The organism is Ruegeria sp. YKSF57 (assembly GCF_059612585.1).
The window spans coordinates 1-19,281 of record NZ_JBXWQW010000022.1 but is presented as its reverse complement, the minus strand read 5'-3'; the positions used below and the strand labels follow the sequence as shown (position 1 = coordinate 19,281).

At 56.9% G+C, this 19,281-nt stretch carries 15 protein-coding genes, 1 pseudogene and 1 riboswitch; of the genes and pseudogenes, 10 read left to right on the top strand and 6 right to left on the bottom strand.

Annotation, left to right across the window (positions count from 1 at the left end; translation table 11 throughout):
• The first annotated feature begins 68 nt into the window (after nt 1-68).
• Nucleotides 69-1,544 (top strand): NAD-dependent succinate-semialdehyde dehydrogenase, encoded by a 1,476-nt coding sequence (locus tag AC2FLX_RS11000; RefSeq protein WP_496745822.1) that lies wholly within the window; start codon nt 69-71, stop codon nt 1,542-1,544.
• Between the two features lie 26 nt (nt 1,545-1,570).
• Nucleotides 1,571-2,944: an aspartate aminotransferase family protein gene (locus AC2FLX_RS10995; RefSeq protein ID WP_480751912.1), complete on the top strand. Its 1,374-nt coding sequence runs from the start codon at nt 1,571-1,573 to the stop codon at nt 2,942-2,944.
• Nucleotides 2,945-3,171: 227 nt separating this feature from the next.
• Here AC2FLX_RS10995 and AC2FLX_RS10990 read toward each other — a convergent pair whose 3' ends face one another.
• The 5 genes from AC2FLX_RS10990 to pobA all read right to left on the bottom strand — a co-directional run bounded on the left by AC2FLX_RS10990 (nt 3,172) and on the right by pobA (nt 7,111).
• The gene (locus tag AC2FLX_RS10990; protein ID WP_480751913.1) at nt 3,172-4,017 is read right to left on the bottom strand and encodes a 3-oxoadipate:acetyl-CoA acetyltransferase; all 846 of its coding nucleotides are present in this window, start codon (nt 4,015-4,017) and stop codon (nt 3,172-3,174) included.
• Between the two features lie 60 nt (nt 4,018-4,077).
• A complete protein-coding gene (gene pcaG, locus AC2FLX_RS10985) occupies nt 4,078-4,698 on the bottom strand; it encodes a protocatechuate 3,4-dioxygenase subunit alpha (protein ID WP_480751915.1) in 621 nt (206 codons plus the stop codon).
• A gap of 2 nt (nt 4,699-4,700) precedes the next feature.
• Nucleotides 4,701-5,429, bottom strand: coding sequence for a protocatechuate 3,4-dioxygenase subunit beta (gene pcaH, locus AC2FLX_RS10980; protein WP_480751916.1), 729 nt, complete (start codon nt 5,427-5,429; stop codon nt 4,701-4,703).
• Between the two features lie 46 nt (nt 5,430-5,475).
• Nucleotides 5,476-5,853, bottom strand: coding sequence for a 4-carboxymuconolactone decarboxylase (pcaC, locus tag AC2FLX_RS10975; protein ID WP_480751918.1), 378 nt, complete (start codon nt 5,851-5,853; stop codon nt 5,476-5,478).
• Nucleotides 5,854-5,941: 88 nt separating this feature from the next.
• On the bottom strand, nt 5,942-7,111 hold the full coding sequence (gene pobA, locus AC2FLX_RS10970) for a 4-hydroxybenzoate 3-monooxygenase (protein WP_496810342.1): 1,170 nt from the start codon (nt 7,109-7,111) through the stop codon (nt 5,942-5,944).
• Between the two features lie 247 nt (nt 7,112-7,358).
• Here pobA and AC2FLX_RS10965 point away from each other — a divergent pair, with 247 nt between their 5' ends.
• From AC2FLX_RS10965 to AC2FLX_RS10935, 7 genes are all read left to right on the top strand, one after another.
• Entirely contained in the window at nt 7,359-8,354 is a 996-nt protein-coding gene (locus tag AC2FLX_RS10965) for an HlyD family secretion protein (protein ID WP_496810343.1), read from the top strand.
• Nucleotides 8,351-11,044: a ribosome-associated ATPase/putative transporter RbbA gene (gene rbbA / locus AC2FLX_RS10960; protein WP_496810344.1), complete on the top strand. Its 2,694-nt coding sequence runs from the start codon at nt 8,351-8,353 to the stop codon at nt 11,042-11,044. Before AC2FLX_RS10965 ends, rbbA begins: the two co-directional genes overlap by 4 nt.
• The gene (locus AC2FLX_RS10955; RefSeq protein ID WP_480751923.1) at nt 11,045-12,169 is read left to right on the top strand and encodes an ABC transporter permease; all 1,125 of its coding nucleotides are present in this window, start codon (nt 11,045-11,047) and stop codon (nt 12,167-12,169) included.
• Nucleotides 12,170-12,358: 189 nt separating this feature from the next.
• Nucleotides 12,359-12,464: riboswitch (TPP riboswitch) on the top strand.
• A 32-nt stretch (nt 12,465-12,496) separates the two neighbouring features.
• Nucleotides 12,497-13,477 (top strand): thiamine ABC transporter substrate binding subunit, encoded by a 981-nt coding sequence (thiB, locus tag AC2FLX_RS10950; RefSeq protein ID WP_496810345.1) that lies wholly within the window; start codon nt 12,497-12,499, stop codon nt 13,475-13,477.
• Nucleotides 13,453-15,000: an ABC transporter permease family protein gene (locus tag AC2FLX_RS10945; protein ID WP_496810346.1), complete on the top strand. Its 1,548-nt coding sequence runs from the start codon at nt 13,453-13,455 to the stop codon at nt 14,998-15,000. The genes thiB and AC2FLX_RS10945 overlap by 25 nt, the downstream gene beginning before the upstream one ends.
• Nucleotides 14,987-15,679, top strand: coding sequence for a thiamine ABC transporter ATP-binding protein (locus AC2FLX_RS10940; protein WP_480751927.1), 693 nt, complete (start codon nt 14,987-14,989; stop codon nt 15,677-15,679). Before AC2FLX_RS10945 ends, AC2FLX_RS10940 begins: the two co-directional genes overlap by 14 nt.
• Before the next feature lie 296 nt (nt 15,680-15,975).
• Nucleotides 15,976-16,659 carry a hypothetical protein gene (locus tag AC2FLX_RS10935; protein WP_496748522.1) on the top strand — a complete coding sequence of 228 codons (684 nt, stop codon included), beginning with the start codon at nt 15,976-15,978 and terminating at the stop codon, nt 16,657-16,659.
• 181 nt (nt 16,660-16,840) lie between these two features.
• Here AC2FLX_RS10935 and AC2FLX_RS10930 read toward each other — a convergent pair.
• Nucleotides 16,841-17,053, bottom strand: a pseudogene (locus AC2FLX_RS10930) (transposase domain-containing protein); the annotation flags it as partial.
• 570 nt (nt 17,054-17,623) lie between these two features.
• On the opposite strand from AC2FLX_RS10930, the gene pdxR reads away from it, so the two are divergent.
• Nucleotides 17,624-19,129 (top strand): MocR-like pyridoxine biosynthesis transcription factor PdxR, encoded by a 1,506-nt coding sequence (pdxR, locus tag AC2FLX_RS10925; protein ID WP_496875428.1) that lies wholly within the window; start codon nt 17,624-17,626, stop codon nt 19,127-19,129.
• The last annotated feature ends 152 nt before the right edge of the window (nt 19,130-19,281 follow it).

Below are 19,281 nucleotides of genomic sequence, written 5' to 3'. Positions count from 1 at the left end.
GGGCCAAATTCGGCCACAACTTCTAAGGCGATCGGGCAGAATCGGCTGCGAAGGTTTGGAGGTTGTTCATGACAGAAACCGCTCTCTCTGCTCGCGCAGATATTGCAGACAAGGCATTAGTACGTTCTTTTTCCTATATAAATGGAAAATGGTGTGCTGCCGCCAATGGCAGATCTTTTCCTGTCACCGACCCGGCAGACGGAACCGAACTCGGTCATGTCGCAAGCCTTTCGGCAGAGGAATCATCTGGTGCGGTTGAGGTTGCTCAGGCAGCTTTTCCGGCTTGGTCCGCACTTCTTCCCCAACAGCGCGCAAAGATCTTGCGCCGCTGGTACGAGCTGCAGCTGGATCACAAGGAGGACCTGGCCCGCATCATGGTGCTGGAACAGGGCAAGCCGTTGTCGGAAGCCCGCGGCGAGATCGAGTACGGCGCAGCTTTTGTGGAGTTCTATTCCGAGGAAGCCAAACGCCCAAATATCGAAGGCGTGACCAGCCACCTGCCGGATGCTGAAGTGGAATTGTGGCGCGAACCAATGGGTGTTGCGGCCCTGATCACGCCCTGGAATTTCCCCTCGGCGATGCTCACCCGCAAGGCAGCTGCGGCTCTGGCAGCAGGCTGTACCGTTGTTGCCCATCCGTCCGGCGAAACCCCTTTCAGCGCGTTGGCGTTGGCAGAACTTGCCGAACGCGCGGGCATCCCTGCGGGTGTGTTCAACGTCGTCACCGGAGAGGCCGCCACAATCGTGGAGCCGTGGACGCGCGACAAGCGGGTCCGGGCGTTGTCATTCACGGGCTCTACAGCCATCGGCAAGTTGCTCTACCGCCAGTCCGCCGACACGGTGAAACGGCTGGTGATGGAATTGGGTGGACACGCGCCGGTGATTGTTTTCAAAGGCGCCAATTTGGATCGGGCGGTTGCCGAAACCATCAAGGCAAAGTTTGCAACATCCGGACAAGATTGCCTTGGGGCGAACCGGATCTTTGTCGAACGCCCGGCCTATGCAGAATTCTGTGCCAAGTTCACCGAAGCTGCAAAGGCTCTGACAATCGGACGGGGCCTGGATGACTGTGATATCGGCCCATTGATGAACGAAAAGGCGGTACAGAAGCAGGAAGAGCATGTGGCGGACGCGATGGCCAAGGGTGCCAAGCTGTCCTGTGGTGGCAAGCGTCACGCGCTGGGTCCTTTGTTTTATGAACCCACCGTGCTGACGGATGTACCCGCTGACGCTCTGATCATGTCGGAGGAAACATTTGGCCCTGTCGCCCCGATCACTCCTTTCGACACCGAGGAAGAAGTGATTGCACGAGCCAATGACAGCGAATACGGGCTGGTGGCCTATGTTCACAGTCACGACCCACGCCGTATCTACCGGCTGAGCCGGGCGTTGCAATATGGCATGGTGGCGGTCAACCGCACAAAGGTCACTGGCGCGCCCATACCGTTCGGCGGCACCAAACAATCCGGCCTGGGTCGCGAAGGGGCCCGTTTGGGCATGGAAGAATTTACCGAAATAAAATACGTCTGCCGTGACTGGGCGTGATCCACACGGATGAGAAAGGAAAACTGATGCTGAAGAACGACCAACTCGACCAGTGGGATCGCGAGAATTTTTTCCACCCCTCGACCCATCTGGCGCAGCACGCTCGGGGGGAAAGCCCGAACCGCGTGATTAAGACCGCCAGCGGCGTCTTTATCGAAGATCGTGACGGCAACAAGCTGCTGGATGCCTTTGCCGGGCTCTATTGCGTGAATGTCGGCTATGGTCGTCAGGAAATTGCCGAGGCGATTGCAGAGCAAGCCCGCGAACTGGCCTATTACCACGCTTACGTGGGTCACGGTACCGAGGCCTCGATCACGCTGTCAAAGATGATCCTGGACCGGGCGCCCAAGAACATGTCGAAGGTTTATTTTGGGCTTGGCGGTTCCGATGCAAATGAAACCAATGTCAAGCTGATCTGGTACTACAACAACATTCTGGGTCGCCCCGAGAAGAAGAAGATCATCTCGCGCTGGCGAGGGTATCATGGTTCGGGTCTGGTTACCGGCTCACTGACCGGGCTGGAATTGTTTCACAAGAAATTCGACCTGCCGGTGGAACAGGTGATCCACACCGAGGCGCCCTATTACTATCGCCGCACCGACCTGAAACAGACTGAAGACCAGTTTGCGGCCCATTGCGCGGCCGAACTGGAAGCGCTGATCGAGCGCGAGGGCGCAGATACAATCGCAGCCTTCATAGGCGAGCCGGTGCTGGGCACCGGCGGCATCGTTCCGCCGCCCGCAGGGTACTGGAAAGCGATCCAGACGGTGCTGAAAAAACACGACATCCTGCTGGTCGCAGATGAGGTGGTAACCGGCTTTGGCCGCCTCGGCACCATGTTCGGTTCGGATCACTATGGGATAGAGGCCGACATCATAACCATCGCCAAGGGCCTCACCTCGGCCTATGCGCCGCTTTCCGGATCCATCGTCTCGGACAAGGTCTGGAAAGTGTTGGAACAGGGCACGGATGAAAATGGCCCGATCGGCCACGGCTGGACTTATTCGGCGCACCCGATCGGGGCCGCGGCAGGGGTTGCCAACCTCAAGCTGATTGACGAGTTGAACCTTGTGCGAAATGCCGGCGACGTTGGGGCCTACCTCAATGCCACCATGGCCGAGGCATTGTCGGACCATGCCAATGTCGGCGACGTGCGCGGCGAAGGTATGCTATGCGCTGTTGAGTTCGTGAAGGACAAGGACAGTCGCACCTTCTTTGACGCAGCCGACAAGATCGGCCCGCAGGTATCGGCCAAATTGCTGGAGCAAAGCAAAATCATCGCCCGCGCCATGCCACAAGGCGACATCCTCGGCTTTGCGCCACCCTTCTGCCTGACCCGCGAAGAGGCGGATCAGGTTGTGGCCGGGACAGTTCAGGCCGTCAAAGCCGTACTTGGATGAACCCCGCCGATAGTCTGACGAGAGGGCCGGTCATTCCGGCCCTTTGTCATTCCGGCTTGTTCAACTCGCCAGTTGTCAGGATCGCGCCAGCCTGGGCTTAATCAGGCGGCGCACAAGTTAAGTGCCGTTGAAAAACGTCTGCGCGCCAGAGTCGCGCTGCCGCCGAACCACAGCCGTACCTAGACACGCTGACGGTCGGTGAATAGTTCTCTTTCCCGGCCTTGCAGTTAACATTTTTCGGGAATAGCTCTTGCGAGCTTCAGCATCTCTCTTGCCTGCCGCCATGTTGCCACGGGACGATCATAGCGGTCGCAAAGTTCGACCGCGCGTCTTACCAGCGCCGCGTTGGAAGGCGCTAGCGTACTTCTATCGAGCCTGACGTTGTCTTCGAGGCCAGTGCGCGTGTGACCACCGGCGGCAATAGCCCATTCGTTGACAACAATCTGGTTCGGCCCGATACCAGCGGCGCACCATTCAGCGTTTGGTGCACGGGCCTGCATGGTTTTGACGTAATAGTCGAATACGTCACGGTCAGCGGGCATCGCATTCTTCACCCCCATAACGAATTGCACATAGAGTTGGCCCGGCAAAATGCCTTCGCCATGCATGTGAATGGCGTTCAGAATATGGCTGAGGTCAAAGGCTTCGACTTCGGGGATTACGTTGTATTTGCGCATTTCAGCAGCGAGCCATCGCACCAGATCCGGCGGGTTTTCGTAGACGCGCGTGGGAAAATTGTTCGAGCCTACCGACAACGAGGCCATATCGGGTGCCAAAGGCAGCATTCCACCTCTTTCTTTCCCTGCGCCCGAGCGTCCTCCGGTCGAAAACTGGATGATCATCCCGGGGCAGTGCTTTTCCACACCTTCCTTGAGCCGGGCAAATTTTTCGGGGTCCGAACTTGGTGTCTGGTCGTCGTTCCGAACATGGGCATGGACGATTGAAGCCCCTGCTTCGAACGCTTCGTGGGTGCTTTCGATCTGTTCCTGCACGGTAATAGGAACTGCAGGGTTGTTGGCCTTTGTTGGCAACGACCCCGTGATGGCAACGCAGATGATGCAGGGCTTGGTCATGGCTTGGCCTATCCTGGTGGGTCCACCGGCCAACTTGAACCGGGCGATGAACAAACTGCCTCAGATATCGAAAAAAACGGTCTCATCCTGGCCTTGCAGCTTGATGTCAAAGCGATAAACCGCCTGCCCGTCCCGTTCGGAACGCTTCGCAATCAGAGTATCGCGCCGTCGTTCCCATTCGATCAGGTTAAGCACCGGGTCAGCAGCATTTGCCTGGACTTCGTCGTCGAAATAAATGCGCGTGTTCAGTCCGACATTGATGCCGCGGGCAACGATCCACAAACTGATATGTGGGGCCTGAACGCCAACGTTGCGCCCCCGGGTCGGTCCGGGCTTGACCGTATCGAATGCCCATTCGCCGGTGTCAAAGTTGGTGATGACGCGGCCCCAGCCTCGAAATCCGACCTCAACCTCTCCCTCGTCTTCCGGGTGTGCATAGTGACCTTCGGAATTGGCTTGCCACGCCTCAAGCAACACATCCTTGATCGGGCTGCCGGTGCCATCAATCACCACACCTTCGATGCGAATGCGCTCTCCTTTCGCATTTGGACCTGCGATGTCGTGCCCAAGTTCGTGTTTGTATATGTCAAATCCGGCTGCCCCCGGCGCAAGACCGATATGGACATACGGCCCAGCCGTCTGAGACGGTGTTTCCTTGAGGTATCTGAGCTCCTGCGGCATGATCAGTTCCCCTCCAGGCGGTTCTCGAACAGGGTCGAACGGCGCCCCCTGAGCACCATGTCGAATTTGTAGGCGATTGTGTCGAGCGGGATGGTAGAGTTCAGATCCAAAGGCGCGATCAGTCGCTCGATTGCGTCTGGGTCCGGAATGGTGTTGATGATCGGGCATTGCGGGATCAGCGGGTCGCCTTCGAAATAGCACTGAGTGATCAGACGCTGCGCAAACGCGCTACCGAATATCGACAGGTGGATATGTGCAGGACGCCAACTGTTGACCCAGTTTCGCCAGGGATAGGCCCCGGGTTTGACCGTTCGAAAGTAGTAGTATCCATTTTCGTCAGTCAGGGTTCGGCCGCAACCACCAAAATTCGGATCGATCGGCGCGAGGTAGGTGTCTTTCCTATGCCGGTAACGACCGCCCGCATTGGCCTGCCAGATCTCGACCAGGGTACCAGGAACCGGTCGACCATTTTCGTCCAGAACGCGCCCATGAAGTATGATGCGCTCGCCGATGGCGCTTTGGTCGGGTTGCGCGTAATTGTAGATCAGATCGTTGTCATTCGGGCCGATGTCGTTGTGACCAAAGACGGGACCCGTGACTTCGCCGATCGAGTTTTGCAACGAGATCAAAGAGTACTGAGGTGAGCGCGACACGCTTGTCTTGTAATTTGGCGTGAGGGCTGGAGGATGCCATTCACGATCCCTCTGATAGAACTCGCCTGGTTTCAACATTGTCAGATCTCTCCTCCCTTATTCTGGTGCTGCGCGCGTTTGGCTGTCATTCCTTTTCCATTTCGTCATAGGTCTGCCTGGCCAGCTTGAATGCGTGATTGGCACGCGGCACACCGGCATAGATCGCCACATGCTGAAATGCCTCCAACACATCCTGCTTGCTGGCCCCGGTCCGAGCCGTGGCGCGGATATGCATGGGGATTTCGTCAAAGTTTCCCAGTGCCGCCAACAAGGCAAGTGTCAGCATCGAACGTTCGCGGTCACTGATCCCATCCGAGGCCCAGACCGTGCCCCACGCCGCTTCGGTGATCAGGGTCTGGAACGGTTCATCAAAATCCGACTTTGCCGCTTCGGCACGATCAACGTGGGCGTCACCCAGAATTCTCCGGCGCACCTCCATTCCGTCGCGAAATCGGTCGTTCATTCAAGCGTCTCCTTTGAAACCTCGTTTCTCTGATCGGCAAACAGGGCAACATGAAACGGACGATTTGGGTTCAAACATCCTGTCCACATCAATATGGCAGCCCCACATAGTTTTGCGCAAACACCGACTGTGCCTCGCGATTTTCCCGCAGGAAATCTATGTCTGCCTGCTGCATCTTGAGATCGAATTCGTTCTGATATGGAAAGCGATGCAGCAGGTTGGTGGTTGACCAGCTGAAACGCTCTGCTTTCCATATGCGCGCCAATGCCTTTTCCGAGTAGCGGTCGATACCTTCACTGTCACCCTCCTCAAAAAACTGCATCAATCCATGATAGAGATAGTGAATGTCGCTGGCGGCGGTGTTCAATCCTTTGGCCCCGGTTGGGGGTACGATATGGGCGGCATCCCCGCAAAGGAACAGGCGCCCCCAGCGCATGGGTTCGACAACGAAAGACCTGAGCGGCGCAATTGATTTCTCGACCGATGGGCCGGTCACCAGATTTTCCGCGTATTTTTCGGGAATGCGGCGCTTGAGTTCATCCCAGAATGCGCCGTCCGTCCAATCCTCGGGGCTGTCGGACAGGGAACACTGGATGTAGTACCGGCTGAGATGTTCGTTGCGCATCGAGCACAGGGCAAAGCCACGGTCGGATCCAGCATAGATCACTTCGTCGTTCACAGGTGGAGTTTCAGACAGAACGCCCAACCACCCAAAAGGATAGAGTTTTTCGTATTCGCGTCGCACGGTCAGGGGAACGGTCTGACGACTGACCCCGTGAAACCCATCACAACCGGCGACGTAGTCACAATCGATGCGGTATTCGGTGCCATCGACCATGTAGGAGACGTGCGGTGTATCGGTATCTGCGCCGTGAATGGTGACATTGTCTGTATTGAAAATGACCTTGCCACCTGCGGCCTCGCGGGCATCGTATAGGTCCCGTGTCAACTCGGTTTGGCCATAGACGACAACGTGACTGCCGGTCAGCTCCTTGAAGTTGATGCCAAATTCCGTACCGCCATAAGAGATCACCGTACCGTCATGGACAAAGCATTCCCTGTCCATTCTTTCCGATACTCCTGCCTCGCGCATAAGCTCGACAAATCCGACTTCCAGAATCCCCGCGCGAATGCGGCCGAGAACATAGTTCCTGGTTTTCCTTTCCAGAACGACCGTGTCGATACCCTTTCGATGGAGTAGCTGGCCCAGCAACAACCCTGACGGGCCACCGCCAATTATGGCGACTTGCGTGCGCATGGTGGTCCTCCCAAAATCTTTGAATAAGATATTGCTTGTCGAATAGATCAAAGTAAAACGATCTTATCGTTCCCGCCTTTTGGAAACTATGGCTCGATGCCCGATCGCTCTTAGCCGCGTCGGAAGTGTGTCAACGACAAATAGGTACCCGTCGTCAGGCCATTACTGCCGTTTGATTCATCGCAATGTAGGTTGGGTTGGGAAAAAATATATTCAAAGCGCATCGTCAACAGTTGGACACTTGTTCATGAAACTGACGGCAGGCTCGATAACTTTTGCAACCATACTCCTGCTGGCAGGGGCAGTGGCGTATGTGGTCATCGCCAGGAACGGCGAAGAACTGCCGCCCGGCTTTGTGCACGGCAACGGGCGGATCGAGGCTGAACAGGTTGAAATCGCCCCGACCAGCGCCGGGCGCATCGCCCGGATCATGGCAGCAGAAGGCGAACTTGTCTCGGCTGGTGATATCCTTGTCGAAATGGATACGGATGAGTTGTCGGCTGCACTTGATCGAGCCAGAGCCGAAGTTGCCCTGGCGCGCCAGAACAAGGCCGAAGCCGAGGCCGTGGTCGTCCAGCGAGAGAGCGAACAGCGCAGGGCAAAGCAGGAATTTGACCGCGCGACAGCGTTGCTGGCCGGCCAGAATATTTCCGAAACCGTGTTCGAGGCACGCGTAACCGCCAAGGAAGTGGCCGAGGCTGTCCTGGGCGCGGCCAAGGCCCGCGTTGCAACTGCGGCTAGCCAGATCGTGGCGGCCGAGGCCGAGGTTCGACGGATCGTTGCAAAGATCGAGGACAGCTCCCTTGTTGCCCCCATGCCCGGACGGGTCCTCTATCGATTGGCTGAGCCCGGAGAAGTCGTCGGCGCGGGAGAGCCGATCCTGACCCTTCTCAGTCTTGAAAACATCTATATGGAAGTGTTCCTTCCGGCCCGTGAAGCAGGTCTTTTGCCAATCGGTGCCGAAGCGCGCATCGTACTTGATGCCCTGCCCGACTATGCCATCCCGGCAACCGTTACTTTCGTCTCGCCCGAAGCTCAGTTCACACCAAAGCAGGTGGAGACACTGAGCGAACGCGAACAACTGGTGTTTCGGGTCCGCGTCCGCATTCCAGAGGAACTGGTCTCGGAGCGGATAGAACATGTCAAAACCGGACTGAGGGGTATGGCGGTGATACGCCTCACGTCTGGCGCCGTATGGCCAGACGCTCTGGAAAGGCGCATTCCACCTGAGTTGTTCGAATGAGTGCCGGAGCAGCCGCAACGATCCGCGTTCAGGGCGTCACACATCGGTATCGCAAGGTTGTCGCACTGGACGCAGTATCATTGGAACTTCCCACCGGCCGGCTCACCGGGTTCATCGGGCCGGATGGGGTCGGAAAGTCGACCCTGCTGGGGCTTGTGACCGGAGCGAAAAAACTGCAGGCCGGAACAATTGATGTGCTTGGGGGTCCAATCGACGATCCGGCACATCGTCGCCGCGTGTGCCCTTCCATCGCTTTCATGCCGCAAGGGCTGGGCCGCAACCTGTATGCCGAACTGTCGGTCCGAGAGAACCTGGAGTTTTTTTCGGGCATCTTCGGACAAGGCCCGGAGGAACGCGATATCCGAATCGACGCGCTGTTGGCGGCGACGGGGCTTTCACCCTTCGCCGATCGGTTGATGGGCAAACTCTCAGGCGGCATGAAACAGAAATTGGGGCTTTGTTGCGCGCTGATCCACGATCCGGAAATTCTGGTGTTGGATGAACCGACAACCGGCGTCGATCCGCTGTCACGTCGGCAATTCTGGGCGTTGATCGACGCAATTCGGGCGGACAGCCCCAACCTGACCGTACTGGTTTCAACGGCCTATATGGATGAGGCTCAGCAATTTGACCAAATTGTCGCCATGGATAGGGGGCGCGTACTTTTCCAGGGGGCGCCCCAAGGATTAAGGGGCGACGAAGAAGATCTCGAAACAGCTTATAGGCGGCTCCGGACACACAAGACACCGCAGCAAAGCCAGGAACAAAAGCCAAGCCCACATACCACCGCTGAACCTGTTATTATCGCACGCGGCCTGACCCGTCGTTTTGGGGATTTCGTTGCAGTCGATGCCGTCAATTTCGCTATCAGGCCTGGAGAAATCTTCGGCTTTCTCGGGTCGAATGGCTGCGGCAAGTCGACAACCATGAAAATGCTGACCGGCCTGCTGCCCGCGAGTTCGGGCGAGGCCTATTTGTTTGGCAGGCCTGCTGACGCGCATGACCTGCAATTGCGCCGAGAAATCGGTTATATGAGTCAGGCATTTTCGCTTTATGGCGAACTGACTGTCCGCCAGAACCTGAAACTTCACGCCCGAATTTTCGAGATCGATAACCGCGATGCGCGGATCGACGAATTGCTGGATCGCTTCGCTCTTGGAGCCCATAGTGATGCGCTGGCCATGTCATTGCCTCTTGGCATCAAGCAACGATTGTCACTTGCAGTCGCTGTGATCCACCGCCCGAGAATTCTCATTCTGGATGAACCGACGTCAGGCGTGGACCCCGAGGCGCGCGACTCGTTCTGGGAGCTTCTGATCGAGCTGGCACGCCAGGAGAACGTGACAATCTTCGTCTCAACCCACTTCTTGTCTGAGGCCGAACGTTGCGACCGCGTCTCGTTCATGCATGCGGGTCGGGTTCTTGTCGAAGGTACACCGGATGAGCTGATTGCGGCGGAAGGTGTCGACAGTCTGGAAGCCGCCTTCGTGTCCGTTCTGCAAGCCGCCGATCCGCCAGTTCCAGTCTCGGCTCCGACGATCCCGGTTGACACAGCGCGCGCAGGAACCGGAGGAGGAGTCGGGCGGGTTTTGGCGTATGCTCGACGTGAAGCGATAGAAGTGTTGCGCGACCGAGTTCGGCTTGCGTTCGCGTTTTTGGGTTCAGCGCTGTTGATGCTGGTTTTCTGCTACGGGATCACGTTGGATATTGAGGAGCTGAACTTTGCGGTTTACGACCTGTCACAAAGCCCGGAAAGCCGAGCTTATGTTGCCGAAATCGAAGGGTCACGGTACTTCCAGCCAACGACCCCACTGACCTCTGCAACCGAAGGGCATCGTCGGTTGGCCGCCAACGAAGTTTCTCTGGTCGTGGAATTACCGCCGGATTTCGGACGCAAGCTGCGCTCGGGCGAGCCGACAGAGGTTCTGGCGATCGTGGATGGGGCAATCCCGTTCAAAGGCGAGACGGTCGAAGGCTATGCCATGGGGCTGCACCAAACATTTCTGAACGTTCTGGCCGACAACAGTGGCGCGAAGAAAGCAGAGATTGCCCGGATCGAGCCGCGTTTCCGGTACAATCAGAGTTTCGAGAGCATAGCCGCGATGGCTCCTGCCATGCCCGCGATCCTGCTCATCATGCTGCCTGCGATCCTGATGGCCGTCAGTGTGGCGCGGGAACGGGAATTGGGTTCGGTGGTCAATTTCTATGTGACGCCCACGACGCGGCTCGAATTCCTGATCGGCAAGCAGATCCCCTATATTGTGATCGCATTTGCCAATTTTCTGCTTCTGACCGGGATGATCATTCTGGTTTTCGGTGTGCCGCTCAAAGGCAATCCGATTCCACTTGCGATTGGCGCGCTCCTCTATGTTTGGGCCACAACGTCCTATGGCTTGCTGATCGCAACCATGACGTCAAGCCAGGTTGCCGCAACCTTTGCAACCGCCATCGCCTCGGTTGTGCCCACCATCCAGTTTTCCGGCCTGCTGCAACCGGTCTCGACCCTGGAGCCCGGCGCGCAGACGATCGGATCGCTGTGGCCGTCGTCCTATTTCCTGCACTTGAACGTCGGTGCATTCACCAAAGGTCTGAGTTGGGAAGCGCTTGGCCCTGATATTCTGGCGCTGGCCTGCTTTGGGCCGGTGTTTACAGCAATTGCGGTGCTGGCGCTTCGGGCTCAGGAGAAGTAAATGCGACGGTTGCATTGCATTTTCTGGCTTGGACTGAAGGAGATGATAAGCCTGCGCCGCGATTGGGTGATGATGGCGCTACTGGTTTGGTCGTTCACTCTGTCACCGATCATGGAAGCGACCGGAGTTTCAACTTCTGTCAACAACGCGTCAATTGCGTTTTCGGATGAAGACAACTCTCCGCTTTCTCGTGCGTTGGCCGCTGCATTCTTTCCACCAGAGTTCCAGCCCGTGGTGCACATCAAGCCCGGGACGGGTACGGCAGAGATGGATGCGGGTCGTTTCATCTTTGTCGTTGCTGTACCGCCGGGTTTCGAAAAGGATCTCCGGGCCAACCGTTCTCCAGAGATTCAGGTGCTCATCGACGCAACCGCAATGGAACAGGCGGGGATAGGGTCAAGCTATATCTCCAACATTCTGAGTGCTGAAATCCGCCGCTTCGCCATTGGTGCCGATCTATTGGATCCGCCCAAAATCGGCATGATCGTGCGCAGCGCCTTCAATCCGAACCGCGATACGGTCCGATTTGCCGGGATCGTTGCCCTGATCGGTCAGATCATGTGGCTGACCACGATCCTGACAGGAGCAGCGATGATCCGTGAGCGCGAGCATGGAACGATCGAGCATTTGCTTGCCATGCCGGTAACACCGTTCGATATCGCTGCCGCCAAGATATGGGCAAACGCCGCAGTGGTTCTTGTTGCGACGGCGCTGTCGATGACATTTGTTCTGCAAGGATCATTGGGAGTGGTCATCGCGGGGTCGAAGGTTCTTTTTCTTCTCGGCACCGCGTTGTTTCTTTTCACCGCTACAGCTTTGGGGGTATTTCTGGCAACGCTCGCGCGATCCATGGCGCAGTTTGCGCTTTTGGTGATGCTGACGATCCTGCCGATGCTGATGCTGTCAGGCGGCGAAACCCCGATCGAGGGGCAGCCCGAATGGTTGCAGGTTGCAACTCTGCTCCTTCCGTCTCGCCACTACATGTCCGCCAGCCAGGCAATCGTCTTCAAGGGAGCCGGGATCGAAACCGTCTGGCCTGAGTTCTTCTGGATGACATTGCTGGGGGCCATGCTTTTGACCACAAGCCTTTTACTCTTTCGGCGTTCCGTTGCGCATGGCAGCTAGAGGGGCGCGGCGACAAGCAAGGCCACGTCGTGTTCTTCTGACCACCTGCCGTACTGTTCTGATTGCTCTCTTGTGAATCCGGCGCCACGCTACGTTCGAAGAACCTGGCTCAAGGCCCAGCAATCCCTGTTCGGCGCGGACAACGCTCGCGGATTTCTGTTGAGTTCGGTTCGAACTTGCCCTAGTCACGGCACTACCTCGGGGTGCGCGTCACATCGCGCTGAGATGCCATCCGGCGAACCCGTTGAACCTGAACCGGCTAGAACCGGCGGAGGGAAAGGTAGCGGATTCATCCATCCTTGTCCTGACGCCGCAATGGAGGATGATATGAGACATCTGATTATTGCTGCGGGAATACTGAGTGCAACGTCGGCCTTTGCCGCCGACAAACCCCAGTTGACCGTTTACACCTATGACAGCTTCGTATCCGACTGGGGCCCCGGCCCTCAGATCGAAGAGGCGTTCGAGGCAGTGTGTGACTGTGACCTGAATCTTGTTGGCCTCGAAGACGGCGCAGCCCTTTTGTCGCGTGTGCGGCTGGAAGGCGAGAACTCGGACGCAGATGTTGTGTTGGGGCTCGACACAAACCTGATTTCAGCAGCGAGGGAAACCGGGCTGTTCGCATCCCATTCGGTGAGCGCCAACTTTGCGCTGCCCGTCGACTGGAGCGATTCAGAATTTGTCCCCTATGATTGGGGTTATTTCGCCTTTGTTCACAACGCCGACGTGCCGGCTCCCGCCAACTTCCGCGAGCTGGCGGACAGCGACACCAAGATCATCATTCAGGATCCGCGTTCGTCCACACCGGGCCTGGGCCTGCTATTGTGGGTCAAGGCGGCCTATGGGGCCGACGCACCGGCTCTCTGGGCAGATCTGTCCGACAATATCGTGACCGTCACAAAGGGCTGGTCCGAGGCTTATGGTCTGTTTCTCGAAGGTGAATCCGACATGGTGCTGAGCTACACCACCTCGCCCGCCTATCACTTGATTGCCGAGGAAGACGCGTCCAAATCCGCCGCAATGTTCGACGAAGGACATTACATGCAGATTGAGGTGGCCGCAAAACTGGCACATACCGACCAGCCGGAACTGGCCGACGAATTTCTGACCTTCATGGTTTCTGACGCGTTCCAGCAGATCATTCCAACAACGAACTGGATGTATCCCGCCGTAATCCCGTCAGCTGGGTTGCCCAAAGGGTTCGAAACCCTGCACACACCCGCAAAGGCTCTTTTTTTCAAGCCTGACGAAGCTGAACCCGTGCGAGACGAGGCTCTGGCCGAATGGCTGGGCGCACTCAGCCAGTAAGCCCCTATCCGGGGTTCTGCGCGGCTGCACTTGTGGCCGCGCTGATACTGGGGACACTCAGCGCAGTAGCCCTGCGTGCCGAAGCCGGGCGTGGATTCGGCCCGGCGGACTGGGCTGCCTTGCGGTTTACCCTGACGCAAGCCACTCTATCGGCATTGATCAGCACCGGGCTGGCCATTCCGGTCGCCCGCGCGCTTGCACGACGGCGTTTTCGGGGTCGGCGTGCGTTGATCGCGTTGCTGGGAGCGCCATTCATTTTGCCCGTCATCGTTGCGATTCTCGGGCTGTTGCAAGTCTTTGGACGTGCCGGTTGGATTTCGGATTTTCTGAGCCTGTTCGGGCTACCACCCATTCAGATTTATGGATTGCACGGGGTGGTCTTGGCCCATGTGTTTTTCAACCTTCCCCTGGCAACCCGTCTTGTTCTTCAGGGCTGGCAGGAAATCCCCGCGGAACGCTTTCGACTGGCTGCGCAACTGGGCTGTGACGGTCGCGCCATTTTCCGGTTGATCGAGATACCGATGCTGACCCGTGTTCTTCCCGGAACGATGGCCGTCATTTTTGCCATTTGCCTGAGCAGCTTCGCGGTCGCCCTGACCTTGGGGGGCGGGCCGCGCGCGACAACGGTCGAACTCGCTATCTATCAGGCATTTACCTATGACTTTGATCTGGGGCGGGCGGCACTTTTGTCTGCCTTGCAGTTGCTGTTGACCGCCGCCGCCGCACTGACCGCCCTAAGGCTTTCACGCCGGGAAGGGTTCGGTTCAGGGCTCGACAGGGCCATTCGACGTTGGGACGGTGACGGAACGATTATCGATACGCTTTGGATCGTGTCAGGTGCGACTTTTTTGTTTCTGCCGCTTGCCTCGGTTGTGATATCAGGAATAACGGGGCTTGCAGAGTTGCCCATACCGATCATTCGCGCGGCACTGATTTCGGTTCTTGTCGCCGCCGCCAGTACGGTTTTCCTTTTGCTTCTGGCCCTGCCAATGGCCGCAGCGGTTGCCAACAGGCGCTTTGGGCTGGTTGAACTCGGAGGCATCCTCGGGCTTGCCGCGTCGCCGTTGGTGATCGGCACCGGATTGTTCATCATGATCCGGCCGGTGGCAAATCCAACGATGTTGGCATTGCCGGTCACTGCGCTGGTAAATGCGGTCATGGCATTGCCGTTTGCTTTGCGAATTCTTGTGCCCGCCGCACGAGATGTATCTTCACGATACGGGCGCTTGGCACTCTCGCTGGATATGGGCGGATGGGTTTTCTTTAAGCGCGTCATGCTTCCCCGTATGCGCCCGCAGATCGGGTTTGCCGCAGGTCTCGCTGCCGCGCTTTCCATGGGCGATCTCGGAGTGATCGCGCTTTTTGCCGACGCACAGGTTGCCACCCTGCCCCTTCAGATTTACCGCTTGATGGGCGCTTATCAAATGCAGGCCGCAGCGGGCGGCGCATTGATATTGCTGATCCTATCGATGGGAGCATTCTGGGCTTTGGATCGCGGAGGGCGGTGGCATGCTGAAGCTTGAGAACTGCGTTCTTGGGAACGGCAATTTCGTTTTGCGCGCCAATCTCCAGATCGAGGCCGGAGCGAGTGTCGCGATAATTGGCCCTTCGGGGGAAGGAAAAACCACCCTTCTGGAAACCATCGCCGGGTTCCGCGATCTGAAAGAAGGGCAGATATCGTGGCAGGGTCGAGACATGACCCATATCCCGCCGGGAAAACGCCCATTGGCAATGTTGTTTCAGGACGGCAATCTCTTCCCTCATCTAAGTGCCGAGCGGAACATAGCCCTGGGGATCCGCCCGAAAGGTCGCCTTTCAAAGGCCGAAGAGGTACAGGTACAGGATGCCCTGATGCGAGTTGGGTTGTCCGGGATGGGTGATCGTAAGCCTTCCCAGCTGTCCGGCGGGCAACAAAGCCGCGTCGCCTTGGCTCGCGTGCTTGTGCAGCGGCGACAGTTGCTTTTGCTGGACGAACCGTTCGCCGCCCTTGGTCCCGCACTGAAAGCGGAAATGCTGGATCTTGTTTCCAATCTGGTTAACGAGACCAATACAACCTTGTTGATGATCAGCCATGATCCCCAAGATGCGCGTCGTATTGCAAATCAGACGATCCTGGTCACGGATGGGCTCGTGCATCCTCCGGCAGTGACAACGCAACTTTTTGAAACTCCCCCTCCGGGCCTGCGCGACTACCTGGGCTAGGGGTGCTCCGAATGGGCGACCATCAGCGATCGCAGCCACGGATCGTTTCGTTCGCGATCGAAACCCAACCTGAGTATGAAGTTGTACGACCAAAGGCTGATGATATCGCGAATGAAGTTTGCACAATAACCTCGAAATACAGCTGATATCGATAGTGTTGTCGAAATCTGAATTGGGTCCGGGTCAAAAAAGTCCTGGTTTTGGCGCCAGCTCTCTATCACGTGACCGCCTCAGACTAGACGTATTGGCGGTCACTGCTTAACGTTCTGACAAGAATTTAATAATGGGAGGATAATATGTTCAAAATAGCAACCGGCACGATCTTAGGCGCAACAATAGCACTGTCTACCCTTGGGAGTGCTACCACTGGCAACGCCCAGGAGATGTCATTTTTCATTACAAGTGACGGGGCTGGTGACGGTGCGAATTTCGGCGGATTGGAAGGTGCTGATGCGCATTGCACGAAACTTGCCGAAGCTGCCGGATCTTCGCGAACATGGGCCGCATATCTGAGCGCAAGCATGGTGATTGACCGCAGCAGCGGAAGCCCCAAAGTAACCAACGGCATCAGCGCAAGAGACCGGATCGGATCAGGCCCGTGGTACAATGCCAAAGGTGAGATGATCGCGAAAGATGTGGACGATCTGCACAGTGCCAACGCGAATATCAACCTTGAAACCGGGCTGGACGAAAACGGCAATCCTATCAATGGACGAGGCAGCAAGCCGAACGAACATGACATCCTTACAGGAACAGACTCGAACGGACATTTCTCGACAGCTGGCGGGGATACGACCTGCGGCAACTGGACAAGCAACGGCGAGGGTTCTGCAATAGTCGGTCACCATGACCGGGCCGGGCTGAACGACTCTCGGAATATGGTGTCGTGGAATTCCTCGCATGCCTCAGTAGGATGTGGTGAGGCGGATCTTCCCAAGACCGGCGGCGCAGGTTTGCTGTACTGCTTCGCAATCGATTGAGTCTGCGACACCTGTACTTGGTTAACATGTGCCAAGCACAGTCGAAATGTCACATCTTCAGTAGCACAAGCGCCATCGCTGCGACGGTGGCGTCGTGAGCTGCCCCTACGAAATTCGGACACTGACATTGTCTGACGAAAGTTCTCGCTTTTCGTCATCAAAAAAATAAGCGGTGCGCCGATCACATTTGCAGGGTGTAAGTCCAGGGCAGCAGGACGTTGATATCGGATTGCTTGTGCCCGATTGCGATGGCGGTCAGGGTTTTGGCAAGCCACGCGGCATGGGGATCGACGCTGTTTGGCTCCAGTTCCACGCGACCGTCGCCAAGGAACACGGTCAGGCCTTCCCGGTATTTGGCAATGTAGCTCTGGGTCTCACCGATGAGTGATTTGGCGAAAATCCAACGTTGCCGCCGACGACGAGATACCGGGAACAGGATCAGAGGTCACAACCAAAGGTGCAAAGTCAGGCTCTGGACGTGTTGCGGTTTGATGCCGCTCCTTTGATAGCATTTAGCCCGAATTGAACCGCCTGCCCGTGTGTCCTGCAGAAAGGATGAGCGCGGTGCTGGAACACATCAAGGCCGAGCAGGTCAAAACCCCGCCGAAGAAACGCTGCGCCAAGGAAGCTCGCAAAGCCAGCCAGAGCTGCGATGTCTGAGGTCTCCGCCCTGTCGGGCTTTGCTCACCTCAGCGCCCAGTTGGGACATGTCCATTTTGCAGAACCAGCGACATTTCTACTTGGTTACAACATTCTCCACGCGCAGGGGGGCGCTACCCTGGACAGCAACCTGTGCCCTTCACGGAGAACCGGGCAATCCGGCCAAACCTGTACGGGTCGACCGTCAACCGATGTCAGGATCTCGCACCGGATCATGATCACCCGCCATTGTGCCGTAAAAATGGATATGTGAAACTCCCCAGAAGGCAATTAGACGTATATCCAGTTGAGGAGTGCCGTCACGATGACGGGCAAGATGAAGAAAACCGGCGGCGCCTTCTTGTCGATGCTGCACCTGGACAGGCGAACCAAAACACCCCTTACCCGACAACTTGAGAACAAGATACGCAAAGCGATCCTGAATGGCTCCCTGCCCCAGGAAACGCGCTTACCTTCAACCCGCCAATTGGCACAGGATCTTGGTGTATCACGTCTTACGATCAAAAACGCATTTGAACAGCTTGTCACCGAGGGTTTTCTGGAATCACACACAGGCTCAGGCACTTACGTGGCAAACTTGTCACTCGGGGATCTGCCGATCGAAGTCTCTCCCTCGCGGCGATCGCATCCCTCGCTCAACCTCGGCCCTGTATCACCCCATATAGAGCAGATCCTCGGGTCGCGCTCGACAACCCGACTTGACCAGGTCTCGGCGTTCAGACCGGGTATTCCGGCCCTGGATCTTTTTCCGCGCCGTGCCTGGGCCGAGGCGCAATCTCGCGCAACCCGCAATCAGGATTCAGCTTTGCTTGGATACGGCCCCCCAGGTGGGCTTGAAGAGTTGAAACGTGCGATTGCCGGCCATGTCAGGGACAGCAGAGGTATCGAATGCGACGCGGACCAGATCGTCGTGACAGCCGGTGCTCAACAAGCGTTTTCAATTGTTCTCATGACCCTTCTGACGCGCGGCAACACCATATGGATGGAAGATCCGGGCCACATTGCATTTCGGGATACCGCGCGGCTTCAGGGGTTGAACGTTCGATCCGTACCGCTTGATAGCGAAGGTTTTTCAATCGCCTATGCCGTCGCCAATCATGACCCCTGCAACCTGATTTTTGTCACGCCGTCGCACCAACACCCGCTTGGCATGACGATGAGCCTCCCTCGCAGAATGGAGTTGCTGGAACTGGCGCGCGATCAGAAAGCGTGGATTGTCGAAGACGACTATGACAGCGAATTCCACTATGAAGAGCGCCCCCAACCCGCCCTCAAGGCACTCGACCCGAACGCGGGAATTCTCTATGTCGGCAGCTTTTCAAAAACAATGTTTCCTGCCATTCGGCTTGGCTATCTGATTTGCCCGCCCGGATTTAGCGGCGCCTTTGCCACCGCTGGAACATTGCTAAGTCAGAATGTATCGCTCCTCCAACAAAAGGCGATGGCTCTTTTCATGCAGGATGGGAGTTACAATGCTCATATCCGAAAGATGAAACAAGCATACCGACAGCGTCGCGATCTTCTTGTCACAACCTTGACGGATCACGCAGCAGATATTCTGGAATCAGCACCTTGCAAGGCGGGTATCCATCTTTTTGCAAGGTTCAACGATACCACGATATCCGATCGTGAAATGGCAAAGCGCCTTTGGGATGCCGGCATCGATTGCCTGCCGGTCTCGATCTTCAGGGATCAGGCGCCTGTTGCCCCCGGCCTTCTGCTGGGGTTTGCCTGCGCACCGGAACAACAGATTGTCGAAAAGACCATGCAAGCTGTTGTTTGCCTGAAACGTGGTGTTCAGCTCACATGAACATCTGGAAAGGCCCCGTTGCCGGGGCCTTTTCCCCTTCTTCCCAGTTTATCATGTTGGCCATGGCAGGGAGTATGTTTTGACGTTTGTGAAGAACTTCATGGCTTCGATGACGCCTTCTTTTACGCCGTTTCCGCTGTCCTTGATGCCGC